This is a genomic window from Lysinibacillus sp. NPDC059133, from assembly GCF_042755925.1.
GTDB lineage: Bacteria > Bacillota > Bacilli > Bacillales_A > Planococcaceae > Lysinibacillus.
On record NZ_JBHZDH010000027.1, the window covers coordinates 46,305 to 60,354 of the forward strand.

The 14,050-nt window shown below is 38.0% G+C and carries 14 protein-coding genes; 9 read left to right on the forward strand and 5 right to left on the reverse strand.

The window, feature by feature from the left end; genetic code table 11:
• Nucleotides 1-93: 93 nt before the first annotated feature.
• The 4 genes from ACFXN8_RS15140 to ACFXN8_RS15155 all read right to left on the reverse strand — a co-directional run bounded on the left by ACFXN8_RS15140 (nt 94) and on the right by ACFXN8_RS15155 (nt 2,805).
• Nucleotides 94-666 (reverse strand): 5' nucleotidase, NT5C type, encoded by a 573-nt coding sequence (locus ACFXN8_RS15140; protein WP_376074538.1) that lies wholly within the window; start codon nt 664-666, stop codon nt 94-96.
• 12 nt (nt 667-678) lie between these two features.
• Entirely contained in the window at nt 679-1,794 is a 1,116-nt protein-coding gene (gene ispG / locus ACFXN8_RS15145; protein WP_376074537.1) for a flavodoxin-dependent (E)-4-hydroxy-3-methylbut-2-enyl-diphosphate synthase, read from the reverse strand.
• A gap of 95 nt (nt 1,795-1,889) precedes the next feature.
• Nucleotides 1,890-2,234, reverse strand: coding sequence for a hypothetical protein (locus tag ACFXN8_RS15150; RefSeq protein WP_376074536.1), 345 nt, complete (start codon nt 2,232-2,234; stop codon nt 1,890-1,892).
• A 52-nt stretch (nt 2,235-2,286) separates the two neighbouring features.
• Nucleotides 2,287-2,805: a DUF1189 family protein gene (locus ACFXN8_RS15155; RefSeq protein WP_376074535.1), complete on the reverse strand. Its 519-nt coding sequence runs from the start codon at nt 2,803-2,805 to the stop codon at nt 2,287-2,289.
• A 195-nt stretch (nt 2,806-3,000) separates the two neighbouring features.
• On the opposite strand from ACFXN8_RS15155, the gene ACFXN8_RS15160 reads away from it, so the two are divergent.
• The 4 genes from ACFXN8_RS15160 (at nt 3,001) to ACFXN8_RS15175 (ending at nt 8,693) form a co-directional block, all read left to right on the forward strand.
• Nucleotides 3,001-4,632: a Na/Pi cotransporter family protein gene (locus ACFXN8_RS15160; protein ID WP_386846192.1), complete on the forward strand. Its 1,632-nt coding sequence runs from the start codon at nt 3,001-3,003 to the stop codon at nt 4,630-4,632.
• Nucleotides 4,633-4,841: 209 nt separating this feature from the next.
• Nucleotides 4,842-5,321, forward strand: a complete 480-nt coding sequence (locus ACFXN8_RS15165) for a DUF456 domain-containing protein (RefSeq protein ID WP_386846194.1) — start codon at nt 4,842-4,844, stop codon at nt 5,319-5,321.
• Nucleotides 5,322-5,494: 173 nt separating this feature from the next.
• Complete coding sequence (locus ACFXN8_RS15170) at nt 5,495-6,100, forward strand: superoxide dismutase (protein WP_376074532.1); 606 nt, start codon at nt 5,495-5,497, stop codon at nt 6,098-6,100.
• Nucleotides 6,101-6,491: 391 nt separating this feature from the next.
• Nucleotides 6,492-8,693 carry a peptidoglycan D,D-transpeptidase FtsI family protein gene (locus ACFXN8_RS15175; RefSeq protein WP_386846196.1) on the forward strand — a complete coding sequence of 734 codons (2,202 nt, stop codon included), beginning with the start codon at nt 6,492-6,494 and terminating at the stop codon, nt 8,691-8,693.
• Between the two features lie 135 nt (nt 8,694-8,828).
• Here ACFXN8_RS15175 and ACFXN8_RS15180 read toward each other — a convergent pair whose 3' ends face one another.
• A complete protein-coding gene (locus tag ACFXN8_RS15180; protein ID WP_376074530.1) occupies nt 8,829-9,026 on the reverse strand; it encodes a hypothetical protein in 198 nt (65 codons plus the stop codon).
• A 393-nt stretch (nt 9,027-9,419) separates the two neighbouring features.
• On the opposite strand from ACFXN8_RS15180, the gene ACFXN8_RS15185 reads away from it, so the two are divergent.
• From ACFXN8_RS15185 to phoU, 5 genes are all read left to right on the forward strand, one after another.
• Nucleotides 9,420-10,394: a PstS family phosphate ABC transporter substrate-binding protein gene (locus ACFXN8_RS15185; protein ID WP_386846199.1), complete on the forward strand. Its 975-nt coding sequence runs from the start codon at nt 9,420-9,422 to the stop codon at nt 10,392-10,394.
• A gap of 64 nt (nt 10,395-10,458) precedes the next feature.
• Nucleotides 10,459-11,406 (forward strand): phosphate ABC transporter permease subunit PstC, encoded by a 948-nt coding sequence (pstC, locus tag ACFXN8_RS15190; protein WP_386846201.1) that lies wholly within the window; start codon nt 10,459-10,461, stop codon nt 11,404-11,406.
• 1 nt (nt 11,407) lies between these two features.
• Nucleotides 11,408-12,286, forward strand: coding sequence for a phosphate ABC transporter permease PstA (gene pstA / locus ACFXN8_RS15195; protein ID WP_376074527.1), 879 nt, complete (start codon nt 11,408-11,410; stop codon nt 12,284-12,286).
• Nucleotides 12,287-12,298: 12 nt separating this feature from the next.
• On the forward strand, nt 12,299-13,132 hold the full coding sequence (gene pstB, locus ACFXN8_RS15200) for a phosphate ABC transporter ATP-binding protein PstB (RefSeq protein WP_386846203.1): 834 nt from the start codon (nt 12,299-12,301) through the stop codon (nt 13,130-13,132).
• Between the two features lie 13 nt (nt 13,133-13,145).
• The gene (gene phoU, locus ACFXN8_RS15205; RefSeq protein WP_386846205.1) at nt 13,146-13,805 is read left to right on the forward strand and encodes a phosphate signaling complex protein PhoU; all 660 of its coding nucleotides are present in this window, start codon (nt 13,146-13,148) and stop codon (nt 13,803-13,805) included.
• Nucleotides 13,806-14,050 lie beyond the last annotated feature (245 nt).

Genomic DNA, 14,050 nt, shown 5'->3' on the forward strand with positions numbered 1-14,050 from the left:
ACACCCCCCAACGCATTGGTTCTGGGGGGCTCGTTTTTGTGTAAACGACAAAGAACACGAGCCGTGTTATTGTTTTCAACACGACTCTTTTGTTTACTTAAAATAGTTAGTGATAAATTGGTTGGCTTCTTGCCAGTTATAAACTCGTACGACATTGTCCGGAACAGCAAGACGATTATACGGAGTGTCAAATAATACGACCGGTATTTTTAATTCCTCCGCAAGTATAACTGCGTTATCATGCTTATCCTCAAAGAATGCCTCAACACCATGTTTTTTTGCTACAGAAACCTTATCGTGACTACCAATGAGCTCGATATGATCGTACGGAATAGACTGCGAATTAAACCAATTTACCGTAACATCTGATACATTCTCACCACGTGCAGAGATGTAATAAAGTTCGTAGTTTTCTTTCCACGTATTTAAAATATCTTTCGCATCTTTAGCTGCTTCAGATACTTCATACATAAATGGCTCATTTTCTTTAAACCATGTATTAAATGCTACTCGATCAACAGGGTGGGGAAATGCTGATAAAAAATCATATTCGCACACATCGTCGAGTGTAATATTTACATTGTATTGTTTATTGATATGTGGGATGAGTGTACTAGGACATGTCACTGTCCCATCGATATCAATCCCAAAGCGTGGCTTTTTCATGCTAGCACCTCCTTAGGCGTTCGCTTTTTCTGCTTCTTCAGCCGCACGTTTTTCTGCCATTTCAGCTGCTAATTTATCGATTTCCTTTTTCAACTCTTCAACCATTGTTTCTTCAGGCACTTTACGAACTGTTTTACCCTTCATGAATAGTAAACCTTCACCACGAGCGCCAGCAATACCGATATCGGCTTCGCGTGCTTCACCAGGACCGTTTACCGCACAACCAAGAACAGCTACTTTTAACGGTACATTAAGTTTAGAAATATATTCTTCTACTTCATTGGCAATTGAAATTAAATCAATTTCGATACGACCACATGTTGGACAAGAAATAAGGGTTGCCATATTAGAAGCAAGACCAAATGATTTTAATAGCTCACGTGCTACTTTTATTTCTTCAACAGGGTCTGCAGATAGTGAAATACGTAATGTATTACCAATACCTTTTGATAGAATTGCACCAAGGCCAGCTGCTGATTTTACTGTACCAGCAAATAATGTACCTGATTCAGTAATTCCTAAGTGTAAAGGATAATCAAAGGCTTTAGCCGCTTTTTCATAGGCTTCAATCGCTAGATTTACGTCTGACGCCTTCATGGATACGATAATATCGTGGAAGTCCAAGTCTTCCAAAATTTTAATATGGTGAAGGGCAGATTCTACCATACCGTCTGCAGTAGGGTAACCGTATTTTTCTAAAATATGACGCTCTAATGAACCAGCGTTTACCCCAATACGGATTGGAATACCTTTAGCCTTTGCTGCGTTAACAACAGCCTCTACTTTTTCCTTGCGCCCAATATTACCTGGGTTAATACGAACTTTATCAATACCATTTTCAATTGCTTTTAATGCTAATTTATAGTCAAAGTGAATATCAGCTACTAATGGAATATGGATACGTTTTTTAATTTCTGCAATCGCATCAGCTGCACGCTCATCTGGAACTGCGACACGAACAATTTGACAGCCTGCTTCCTCTAGACGAAGAATTTCCGCTACTGTTGCTTCGACATCATGTGTTTTTGTTGTACACATACTTTGAATGAATAATTCATTACTACCACCTATTGTTAAGTTACCGACACGCACGGGACGTGTATTTGTACGGTGACAAATTTCACTCATTAACTTTCTCTCCTTTTCGGGCCATACTTTCGACCGTCACTGACATTTATTTTAGCAGTGTAAGAAAATAAGGACAAGGAAGAAACGCTAACTTTTCATTTTCCACATTTGTTTTCAAATTCAAATGACAGCGGAAGCTTAATATTTTCACCAGGAACAAGAGCTTGTAATTGTAAGTGTGGGTTCAATTCATAAAAAAGTTGTAAACGTTCTGGAAAGGTCATGGGTACTTTTGCAGGATGAAGGGCAAATAAACTGTGAATGGTATCGCCTTGAATAGTCTGTACAGTGATATAATTTGGCTCTCGCTCCTTCTCACACAGGGCGTTTTCTGTATTTTTCGGATAAAAAGCAGCAAGATGTAATGATCCTTCTGTTAAATCTACTTTTATAACAAAAGCAAAAATAATAATGATCGCTGTTAACACAAAAGCACGCAAAAAATCCCCTCCTTTTCTACACTATATTTAGAAGAGAGGGGAATCATGCACATTATTTTGTAATTGGTTGTTTTGGATATTTTGTGATGGCTACGATAAGTAGAGTCACTGTTAAAAGTACAGAAAAAACAGAGATAATTGTACTGTTAATCGGTAGATAATCTGATAGCATACTTATTAGAATTGCCCAAGTCATGGCAAATGTAGTAGTACGCCAAATGTGACGGTATTCTCCGCGACGCTTCATGACGTTTAAGATCAGTAGTCCAGCCAGGGCATAGAGAGCAATTTGTGCAAAAATAAGCATTGTGGTAAAAACAAAAAGCATGATGAATGTCACGGGATACAAAAGCCATTTAACGCCTTCTATGTATTCAGTTATTCCATTTAAACTATTCATATCAAATGTATCAACAGACATACCAGCTGTAAAACGACCAAAAGAGAAAACTGTAACAACAGTAATTAGCAGAAAGGTATATTGAATGACTTTTCCGATAGGTAATAAACGATAGGCAGCAAGTTTTTTTGGATGAATTAAGCTATCGATCAATAGTTGTGAGTGTTTCATAAACATATCTCCTCCAATTGTTATTTTACCATGTTCAACTTTGACAAGATATGAATTAAGAAATAATAACTGAGAATACGATAATGAAATGTTAATATTGTGTAAAGAAGTTAAAGGTTATCTTTACTTTTTCCATACTATCATTTAAAGATTAGGAATAGAGTAGTAGAGACGTAGGAATTGGAGCGAATACAATTGACAATAGATTGGCAAAGCATACTGTTTCAATTTTTAGGCGGTTTAGGAGTCTTTATATTTTCCATTAAATTTATGGGGGATGGGCTCCAAAAATCGGCAGATGATCGACTGCGTGAATGGTTGAATCGTTTTACAACAAATCCTTTAATGGGTGTGTTAGTGGGCATAGTTGTGACGATTTGTATCCAGTCGAGCTCTGCAACGACTGTGATTACGGTTGGGCTAGTGAGTGCAGGGTTTTTAACATTACGACAAGCAATCGGTGTCATCATGGGAGCCAATATTGGAACAACAATAACCGCATTTATTATTGGTATAAATATCGGCATTTATTTTTATCCGTTATTAGCGATTGGTGCAGGGTTGTTATTTTTCTTTAAGAAAGCGACCTATCAGTATATCGGACAAATAGTATTTGGCTTCGGGGGATTATTTTTAGGATTAGAGTTAATGAGTGCAAGCATGCAGTCACTTCATCAATTAGCTGATTTTGAATCATTAACGCTTCATTTAAGCAATCAGCCCGTTGTAGGAATTTTTCTAGGGGCGGTTTTTACATTGCTTGTTCAAAGCTCAACAGCGACTGTTGGTGTGCTACAGGGCTTATACGCTGAGCATTTAATTGGCTTGGATGGCGCTTTACCTATTTTATTTGGTGAAAATATAGGCACGACTATTACAGCAGTATTAGCTTCACTCGGTGCTTCTATATATGCTAAACGTGCGGCAGCGGCACATGTGCTATTTAATATTATAGGTACAATCATTTTCATGGTGTTCTTTACACCATTTATGCATTACGTTCAGTGGGTTAGCGGGCTATTCCATTTAGAAGCGAAAATGCAAATAGCGATAGCGCATGGCTCATTTAACATTATTAATATGATGATTCAGCTACCATTTATCGGAGGATTGACTGTACTTGTCACGAAGCTAGTGCCTGGTCGTGATGGAAATATTGATGTGACAACGAAACATTTAGATCCGTCATTCATCGATACCTCACCAGCGATTGCACTTGGGCAAGCGAAGGAAGAAGTGTTACGTATGGGGGAACACGCGCTTCATGGTTTAGAAGAAACATTTTTATATATGAAAACAGGTGAGGCTACTCATATTCCTACAGTTTTACAATTAGAAGTAGCGCTCAATCATTTAGACAAGGAAATCACGAATTACTTAGTAATGGTGTCTAAGCAGCCACTTTCTCGTGCAGACTCAGTAAGACACCATACACTTCTAACAAATGTACGAGACATTGAACGTATTGGCGATCATTTTGAAAATATTTTAGAGCTTTTACAATATAAAGAACATCATGAAGTAAGTTTAAGTAAGTCAGCGCGACAAGATTTAATAGGCATGTTTAGCTTGGCGATTGAAGCTGTACGAAAGAGTATAGCTGCTCTGGATACGGCTAGTTTGAGCTTGGCACAGGAAGTAACGGAGCTCGAAAGTTTGATAGATGATATGGAAGATAAGCTACGACAAAAGCATATTGCGCGCTTGAATACAAATGAATGTAATGGAGCGGCAGGAATCGTCTATACAGATATCGTTAGCAACTTAGAGCGTATAGGAGACCATGCTGTAAATATAGCTGACTCTATATTAGGAATTAGGAATTAGGAATTAAGGAAATGAAACCTTCAGCTTTGTAAATCCGTATGAAAGGCACTGCGCGATTTAGGCGGGTTAATGAGGATTTTTGAGGATTTCTTTTTTGAGAATGAGCTATCTATGCATTTTTAGCTAGGAGGAAACAGTTCAGCTCCCGCCTGTAGAGGAAATCAGGAATTCTAACCTAACCTGATGCACGACAAAAGGAGAGGATTTTTATGGAAGTTGTTGGCTGGATCTTGGTGATTGCCTGCTTTATCATTTCATTTGTTGGATTGTTATACCCGATCATTCCAGGTGTGCTTTTTTTACTTGGTGGTTTTTTAGTATATGGATTATTTTTTTCGTTTGCAGAGTTAAGTTGGTTGTTCTGGGCGAGTGAAATTATATTTGTTGTCATATTATTTGTTGCTGATACTGTAGTAAATGCCTTTGGTATTAAAAAATTCGGTGGCTCAAATGCTGGCATGTGGGGCAGTACCATTGGTTTATTAATTGGCCCATTCGTCATTCCGGTTCTAGGAATATTAGTCGGCCCATTTTTAGGAGCGATAATTGCAGAGTTAATTGTAGAACGTCGTACATTTGGAGAGGCTGTGAAAAGCGGTATTGGATCTCTCGTTGGCTTCTTAGCATCAACACTTGCAAAAGCAGTAATCCAAATTATTATGATTATCGTGTTCTTTATAGCGATATAATTTTCTCCCTATAGTTTAGCTATTAAAAAAACAGGGTAGTATAGTAATCGTATTGGCTTTTCAGTCAAAAGGCTGAAATCTTTCATTTGAAGTATTTTTCGTTGAATGGTTTGACCAATTTTGATAATCTAAGGATGTACTAATTATTTCTTTACTTTAGGAGGAACTTAACTATGGCTTATGAATTACCACAATTAACTTACGCTTATGACGCATTAGAACCACATATCGATGCAAAAACAATGGAAATTCACCATTCAAAACACCACAATACTTATGTAACAAACTTAAACGCAGCAGTAGAAGGCACTGAATTTGCTGAAAAAGACATTAACGATCTTATCGCAAACATTGATGCTCTTCCAGCTGACAAACAAACTGCTGTACGTAACAACGGTGGCGGACATGCTAACCATACATTATTCTGGGAAGTAATTGCTCCAGGCGGTTCAAACACTCCAGTTGGTGAAGTTGCAAAAGCAATCGATGCTAAATTCGGTTCTTTCGATGCATTCAAAGAAGAATTTGCAAAAGCTGCTACAACTCGCTTCGGTTCAGGTTGGGCTTGGTTAATCGTTGATGGTGACTCAGTTGCCGTTACATCTACTCCAAACCAAGACTCTCCAGTTATGGAAGGTAAAACGCCAGTTCTAGGTTTAGACGTTTGGGAGCATGCTTACTACTTAAACTACCAAAACCGTCGTCCAGATTACATCGGTGCATTCTGGAACGTAGTAAACTGGGATGTAGTGGAAGCTAAATTCCAAGCTACAAAATAATCTCTGTTTATTAGAAGGCTATGTCAAAGGTGATGAATCACCGAGGCATAGCCTTTTTTACTGTCTTTTATAGGGTCTATAATGTTTGAGGTATCCTTTGCAATTTAAGGTGGAGGTGAATGCCCCAACACGCCTATTGGCTGAAAGGGAGGAACGATCGCCGGAAAATTTGGGGAAGCTTCACATTGTGCCTCACCTCTCAATATTTAATGTGAAAATTATTTTTCTAGCAATCGGTAAAAAACAGAAACTTTTTAACTTAAAGTGCCGTCAAATAAAATGATGTTTTCAAGCATAAATTCGCAAGTGCATGCTTTCCTGTCGTACCTTCGAATGGTATACTAAATATCGTGTGTATTTAAATTGTAATTAGATGAGGAGGGGAATACATATGCGCAAAGCACCGGGGAAAAATCGCGCGACGAGTGTTAAAGCAAAACATAACTCTAATTTAACATTTCGTATGAATGTCCTTTTCTTTGCTATATTTATCGTATTTTCGATGCTAATTTTTAGACTTGGCTATATGCAAATCGTAAAAGGGGAAGATTATGTACGCGATTTAGAGCGTAAAGAGGAAGTAGCTGTCAATACAAGTGTGCCAAGGGGCCGTATGTATGATCGATACGGGCGTATTTTAGTGGATAACCAACCAGAAAATGCTATTACGTATACGAAAATGTCGACGACAACAACGGATGAAATGGTGGAAATAGCAGAAAAGCTGGCACAATTAATTGAGCAGCCAACAAACCGCGTCACTTTACGTGATAAACAGGATTTTTGGATTATTAAAAATCATGACGCTGCCTATGCAAAGGTAACAGAGGCAGAAGAAAAGAAAATTAGAGCACAAGAAAATGTAACGGAAAGTCAAATCAATGCACAGATAGGTAAACTTGTTCGTGAACGAATTACAAACGAAGAATTATTGCAATTGACAGACAAGGACATGGAAGTGTTAGCAATCTTTCGAGAGATGGTATCAGGATACAATCTATCACCGCAAATTATTAAGAGTGAAAATGTATCAGCTGAAGAATTCGCACTTGTCTCTGAGCGTTTAACTGAATTACCTGGCGTTAACACAACAACGGACTGGAAGCGTTTGAAATTATCATCACTCGCTATTTTAGGACGCACAACAGTACCAGCAAAAGGGATTCCAAAAGAAAAGCTGAATTATTATTTAGCTCGTGATTATTCACGAAATGATCGTGTTGGTGAAAGTTATATTGAAGCGCAATATGAAGATTTACTGCAAGGACAAAAATCAGTGGTTAAAAATATTACGAATAAAAAAGGGCAAGTAGTTGATACCGTTACGACCTATAAAGGTGAGCCAGGGAAAGATTTAAAACTTACAATTGATAGCGAGCTACAATTAGAGACTGAAAAAATTGTAGAGCGAGAATTGCTTCAATTAAAATCACGAGGAGGCTCGTATTTACTTGATCGTGCCTTTTTAGTCATGATGGACCCAAATACAGGCGATATTTTATCAATGGTTGGTAAAAAGATTGAGAAAAATCCTGAAACAGGGAAATATGAAGTCGTCGATTATTCGTATGGTACCTTTACAACAGCTTATGAAGCAGGTTCTTCAGTTAAGGCGGCTACTGTTCTTACTGGCTATAATCAAGGAGTTATTTCAATGGGTACTTCAATGGGAGATGAACCTATTGTATTAGCTGGGACACCTACAAAAGCGTCAATTTTTAACCGAAGTGGATATATTTCGATGAATGATTTAACAGCTCTAGAGCGTTCGTCAAATGTTTATATGTTTAAAATTGCTATGCTTATTAATGGAACACCGTATAGCTATAAGATGCCACTTCGCTTAAAGGACGATACATTCTCGAAAATGCGTAATAATTATGCGCAATTTGGCTTAGGTGTAAAAACAGGTATTGACTTGCCAAATGAATTTAGTGGCGTACAGGGTCCATCTGGTCCAACGATGGGTGGTAAAACACTCGACTTAGCAATTGGACAATATGATACGTATACGCCTTTACAATTGGCACAGTATATCTCGACAATCGCAAATGGCGGTTATCGTATTCAGCCACATGTTGTAAAAGAGGTACGTGAGCCATCAAATGATGGGCAACAGTTAGGTCAATTAGTGAATGAAATAGGGCCAACAATTTTAAATCGGATCGATAATTCTGTAGAAGAAATTGATCGTGTAAAAAAAGGGTTACGTCTAGTTTATACAGGTACGCAAGGTACAGCTCGAGCTCAGTTTGCAAATACTCCATATACAGCGGCAGGGAAAACAGGAACAGCTGAGGTAGTGTATTTCGGACCGTTAAAAGAGTATTATGGTACGGAAACACTTACTTTTACACATGTTGGTTTTGCTCCTTATGAAAATCCTGAAATTGCCTATGCTGTTGTCATTCCCTGGGCGACAACAGGGCGTGAACATTTGTCAAATAATAACGTTATTGCTCGCGATGCTTTAGACAAATATTTCGAGTTAAAGGCAAAATATAACGCTGAAAAAGTGACAGATAGTAATGTGAAACAACCAATTTCACCAGCTATTACAAAAGACAAAATTGGTGAAGATGAGCAAGAATAAGAGAAACCGCTAGTGCATTTCAATGCCTAGCGGTTTTTTTTCAGTTTTAGAGTGTTATTAAATACGCGCGAAAAAACCACGGTATGAAAGATCATAATTTTCATAGCGTGGTTTATTTATTCTCCAATAGAAGGCTTATTGTACAGATAATTGTTGAATAGCTATTTCAAATTGTTGTTTCGGTTTTATTCCATAAAGCTCTATATTATTACAGAAATAAGACTCTACCATAAAATTAACGGCTTCCTGTAGGGTATATTCCCGATGTTCCATAACAAGTGTTAAATAAGTTTTAAAGTAATTGGCATTTTGTACTTTTGCATGTTTAATCACAAAGTCAAACTCCTCTTAGATTATTTCCTGACACAATTGCTTATTATAGCATCTTTCCATTAGGAAGCAAGTTTATCTTCACTCGGAAGAAGGATCCCACCACTGAAGGTGGTGAGATGAATGCGAATGTGATCCTTTTTCACACCTACTGAAAGAGAGGAACTTAGTCTAAATACGCGCAACAAATATTTTCTGTGCGAAAGCGAAGCGGCAGCTAAAAGTAAGCCAAGGCGAAATTGGTGATTGTAAATTCATCTTTACAATCATTTACAAAGCATTACATTCCTTTACGTCTCTTTTACGAACAGTTTATACGACTTCAACATTTAGTCATTATAGTAAAGATTGTAAGACAAATAACAATAAAAAATGTTAGTGACGGAGGCAAATGAGATGAAAAAGTGGAAGTACTTAACGATGACAGCGGTAATGGGGTCAGCATTAATGCTTGGGGCATGTGGTAGCGACTCTGCACAAAAAGGTAACAATGCAGAAACAAACGCACCATCGAATTCAGGACAAGATGCTGCTGACAAAAAACTGCAAGGGGCTGTAGCTGGAGATGGTTCATCAACAGTCGCACCAATTATTGAAGCAGTTGTTGAAGAGTATGCAGGGACTCAACCGAATGTCAAAGTATCGGTAGGTGTTTCAGGTACTGGTGGTGGCTTTGAAAAATTCATCGCAGGTGAAACAGACTTTTCTAATGCATCTCGTCATATAAAAGATGAAGAGAAAGCAAAACTAGAGAAAGCAGGAGTTGCTTTTACAGAGCTTCCTTTAGCATATGATGGCATATCCGTTGTCGTGAATCCTGAAAATGATTGGGCGAAGGATTTAACTGTTGAGCAATTAAAGAAAATCTGGGTTGAAGATGGTAAAACTAAAAAATGGTCTGATATAGATCCATCTTGGCCAAATGAAAAGATTGTGTATTACTCACCAGGTACTGACTCAGGAACGTACGATTACTTTGATGAAACGATTTTAGACGGTGCTGATCTAGCGAAATCAGCAACATTATCAGAGGATGATAACATGCTAGTTCAAGGTGTGGCGGGTGACAAAAACGCAATCGGCTTCTTTGGCTACGCTTACTACTTAGAAAATAAAGATAAATTAAATCTTGTGAAGGTTAACGGCATTGAGCCAACAAATAAAACAATTGAATCTGGTGAATACGCACCGCTTTCAAGACCACTATTTGTATACGTGAAAAATAGTGCTATGAAAGATAATGAAGCGGCATATGATTTCATCAAATATACACTTGAGCAGGGGGGAGACATGGCAGATGCTGTTGGTTATGTCAGTCTACCAGAAGATAAATATAGTGAAGCTTTAAAGACTTTAGAAGGCTTAAAATAAGTAGACATGCATAGAGGGAAAGAGATGTATGCTCTTTCCCTCTCTTATTTGAAAGGAGCACCCAATGGTTTCTCAAAAAGAAAACAAGACATCATCTGTGCAGCAATTAATTGCAAATTCACGCAATCATAAAACAAAGAAAATAGTGGAAAAAGCAATGCCAACTCTATTATTTTCTGCGGCACTTATCTCTATATTGACGACATTTGGCATTGTTTTCACCCTTATTTTTGAAACGTTTGAATTTTTTAAACGTGTTTCGATTACGGATTTCCTATTTGGTACACAGTGGCTACCGTTTTCAGGAAAGGAACCGTTATTTGGGATTTTACCTTTAATCGCTGGAACATTGAAAGTCACACTTATTGCAGTAACCGTAGCTGTACCATTTGGTATTGCTTCTGCAATATATTTAAGTGAATATGCAAGCGAAAAAATAAGACGTACAGTTAAGCCTATTTTAGAGGTGTTAGCAGGTGTACCAACAATCGTTTATGGCTTCTTTGCATTAACATTTGTAACACCGATGTTACAGCAAATTATTCCAGGACTTAAACTTTTTAATGCACTTAGTCCAGGGATTGTTGTCGGGATTATGATTTTACCAATGATTACGTCACTTTCTGAGGATGCGATGTCATCTGTCCCAAATAGTATGCGTGAAGGGGCTTTAGCACTTGGAGCAACAAAGTTCGAAGTAGCCATAAGAGTAGTATTACCAGCTGCATTATCAGGCATTATCTCTTCAGTTGTTCTCGCCATTTCCCGGGCAATAGGTGAAACGATGATCGTATCACTTGCAGGCGGATCTACACCTAAATTCGATTTAGATGTGACAGACTCGATTCAAACGATGACTGCGTATATTGTACAAGTTGCAACAGGCGATGCTGGCTATGGTACGACAATTTATTATTCGATTTATTCAGTAGGATTCACATTATTTATCTTTACTTTAGTGATGAATTTAATTGCTCACTATATTTCGAAACGTTTCAGGGAGGTTTACTAGCATGCGCTATATGGATGACACGGCCGTCATGAAAAGAATGACAAAGCGTATTACATTCAATAAAGTTTGGAAGTCATTATTCTTCTTAGCAACGACCTTTGCATTAGTGACACTTGCTATTTTACTTTATCGTATAGTAACACAAGGTGCCGACTATTTAACAATCGATTTTTTAACAAATTTTGCTTCACGTTTTGCAGATAAAGCGGGCATTAAGGCAGCCTTAATAGGTTCACTTTGGCTGATGGCAGTTGTTGCTCCAGTGTCGATTATTCTAGGTGTAGGGACTGCAATCTATTTAGAGGAATATGCAAAGAAAAATAGACTAAATGACTTTATTCGTATGAATATTTCTAACTTAGCTGGAGTCCCTTCCATTGTATTTGGTTTACTTGGGTTAACAATTTTTGTTCGAATGTTGGGATTAGGGAAGAGTGTTTTAGCAGCCGGTTTAACAATGAGTTTGTTAATTTTACCAGTGATCATTGTTGCGGCGCAGGAGGCTATTCGTGCTGTACCGAATGAACAACGCGAAGCTTCTTACGGTATGGGCGCGACAAAATGGCAAACGATATTGCATGTTGTGCTACCAGCAGCTATTCCAGGGATTTTAACAGGAAGTATATTAGCGCTGTCTCGTGCGATTGGAGAAACAGCACCACTTGTTGTTATAGGCATTCCTGTTATCTTGCAGTTTTTACCAAATGGTTTATTAAGTCAATTCACAGCTTTACCAATGCAAATTTACGATTGGGCAAAACGTCCGCAAGAGGCATTTCAATATGTAGCGGCAGCCGGTATTTTAGTACTTATGGCAATGCTTTTACTGATGAACTCTATTGCCATCTTTATTCGAAATAAATTCCAAAAACGTTATTAATGAGGTGACCTTATGGTACTGGGTATAAAAGAGGAAAAATCTGTTGTCAAATCGATTCATACGGCTACAAAGCCTTCTGCTGATGTTGCCAAAAAAGTAGTCTATGATACACGTAATTTAAATTTATGGTACGGTGATCATCATGGTTTAAAAGACATCAATTTAAGCATCTACGAAAATGAAGTAACAGCTATAATTGGTCCTTCTGGCTGTGGGAAATCTACTTATTTAAAAACCCTAAATAGAATGGTAGAGCTTGTACCAAGTGTTCGAACTTCAGGGGAAATAGTATATCGTGAGCGCAATATTTTAGATAAAAGCTATACTGTTGAGGAATTACGCACTCGTGTAGGTATGGTATTCCAGAAGCCAAATCCATTCCCAAAGTCTATCTACGATAATATTGCATATGGTCCACGTATCCATGGCATCAAAAATAAGAAGATTCTTGATGAGATTGTCGAAAAATCTTTACGTGGTGCAGCCATTTGGGATGAAGTTAAGGATCGCTTAAATCAAAATGCATATGGTTTATCAGGTGGTCAGCAACAGCGAGTTTGTATTGCACGTTGTTTAGCGATAGAACCAGATGTTATTTTAATGGATGAGCCAACATCCGCACTTGATCCGATTTCTACATTAAAAGTCGAGGAACTTGTACAAGAGCTGAAAAAAGATTATTCAATTATTATCGTGACACATAATATGCAACAAGCGGCGCGAATTTCCGATCGAACAGCATTCTTCCTAAGTGGAGAGGTTGTTGAATACGATAAAACAGACGTTATCTTCCAAACACCCGCAGATCAACGTACTGAAGATTATATTTCAGGTCGTTTCGGCTAAGGAGGAGCAGTAGATGGTAGTACGTGAACGTTTTGAACAGGAATTAAAAGAAGTCCAAGAACAATTTATTGAGATTGCTAATAGTAGTATTAACGCACTTAAATTAGCATTCGAAGCATTATTAAATCAGGATTTAGAAACATCGTTAAAAATTCTTGAGGACGATTTAATCATCAATCGTCTTGAAGAAGACATCAATGATCATGTTATTTTAATGATTGCGAAGCAACAGCCTGTAGCTACTGATTTACGTCGTCTTATGGTGCTTGTCAAAGCGGCATCTGATATGGAGAGAGTAGGGGACTATGCGGTTAATATTGCAAAAGAGACGATTCGTATTGGCAAAGAGCCACTTGTCTTTCCTACAACAAACTTGCAAACGATGTGTAATAAGACAGTAGAAATGCTAGAAAGTATTATTAAAGCTTTTACAGAGGAAGATACTGCTCATGCCAAGGAAATTGCTGAGCTAGATGATTACGTCGATGATTTATATGGAGCGACAGTAACGCTATTGCTACGTGCTGGAGCTGAAAATCCAGCGCATATTTCTCAAATCACCCACTTAACATTTGTTTGCCGATATTTAGAGCGCTCAGCTGACCATGCAACAAATATTGCTGAACATTTATTTTACTTAGTCAAAGGTAAACATTATGAATTAAATAATTAGTAAGAGAAGAGCCAATTATAGGCTCTTTTTAGTTTGTCGACATAAGAACAAGTGTATCAATAAACAAAAGGTTGATTTTCACTCCGAGTTGGCGCTCTCCGCGGGCTTGGCTTTAACTACTTTCAGCAGGTGTTTGGACACCCGCTGAAAGTAGTTAAAGCCTCCGGCGGATGTCACGGAATCGGAAAGGAGTTCTTTGTGCAGGCACAAAGCCGATTCCGGACGCAATTATGCCGAGGCATAAT

What these genes read in the sequence shown, in the direction of transcription:
- ACFXN8_RS15140 (WP_376074538.1), bottom strand. Translation starts at nt 666, where the DNA reads ATGAAAAAGCCACGCTTTGGGATTGATATCGATGGGACAGTGACATGT.
- ispG (WP_376074537.1), bottom strand. Translation starts at nt 1,794, where the DNA reads ATGAGTGAAATTTGTCACCGTACAAATACACGTCCCGTGCGTGTCGGT.
- ACFXN8_RS15155 (WP_376074535.1), bottom strand. Translation starts at nt 2,805, where the DNA reads ATGAAACACTCACAACTATTGATCGATAGCTTAATTCATCCAAAAAAA.
- ACFXN8_RS15165 (WP_386846194.1), top strand. Translation starts at nt 4,842, where the DNA reads ATGGAAGTTGTTGGCTGGATCTTGGTGATTGCCTGCTTTATCATTTCA.
- ACFXN8_RS15170 (WP_376074532.1), top strand. Translation starts at nt 5,495, where the DNA reads ATGGCTTATGAATTACCACAATTAACTTACGCTTATGACGCATTAGAA.
- ACFXN8_RS15175 (WP_386846196.1), top strand. Translation starts at nt 6,492, where the DNA reads ATGCGCAAAGCACCGGGGAAAAATCGCGCGACGAGTGTTAAAGCAAAA.
- ACFXN8_RS15185 (WP_386846199.1), top strand. Translation starts at nt 9,420, where the DNA reads ATGAAAAAGTGGAAGTACTTAACGATGACAGCGGTAATGGGGTCAGCA.
- pstC (WP_386846201.1), top strand. Translation starts at nt 10,459, where the DNA reads ATGGTTTCTCAAAAAGAAAACAAGACATCATCTGTGCAGCAATTAATT.
- pstA (WP_376074527.1), top strand. Translation starts at nt 11,408, where the DNA reads ATGCGCTATATGGATGACACGGCCGTCATGAAAAGAATGACAAAGCGT.
- pstB (WP_386846203.1), top strand. Translation starts at nt 12,299, where the DNA reads ATGGTACTGGGTATAAAAGAGGAAAAATCTGTTGTCAAATCGATTCAT.
- phoU (WP_386846205.1), top strand. Translation starts at nt 13,146, where the DNA reads ATGGTAGTACGTGAACGTTTTGAACAGGAATTAAAAGAAGTCCAAGAA.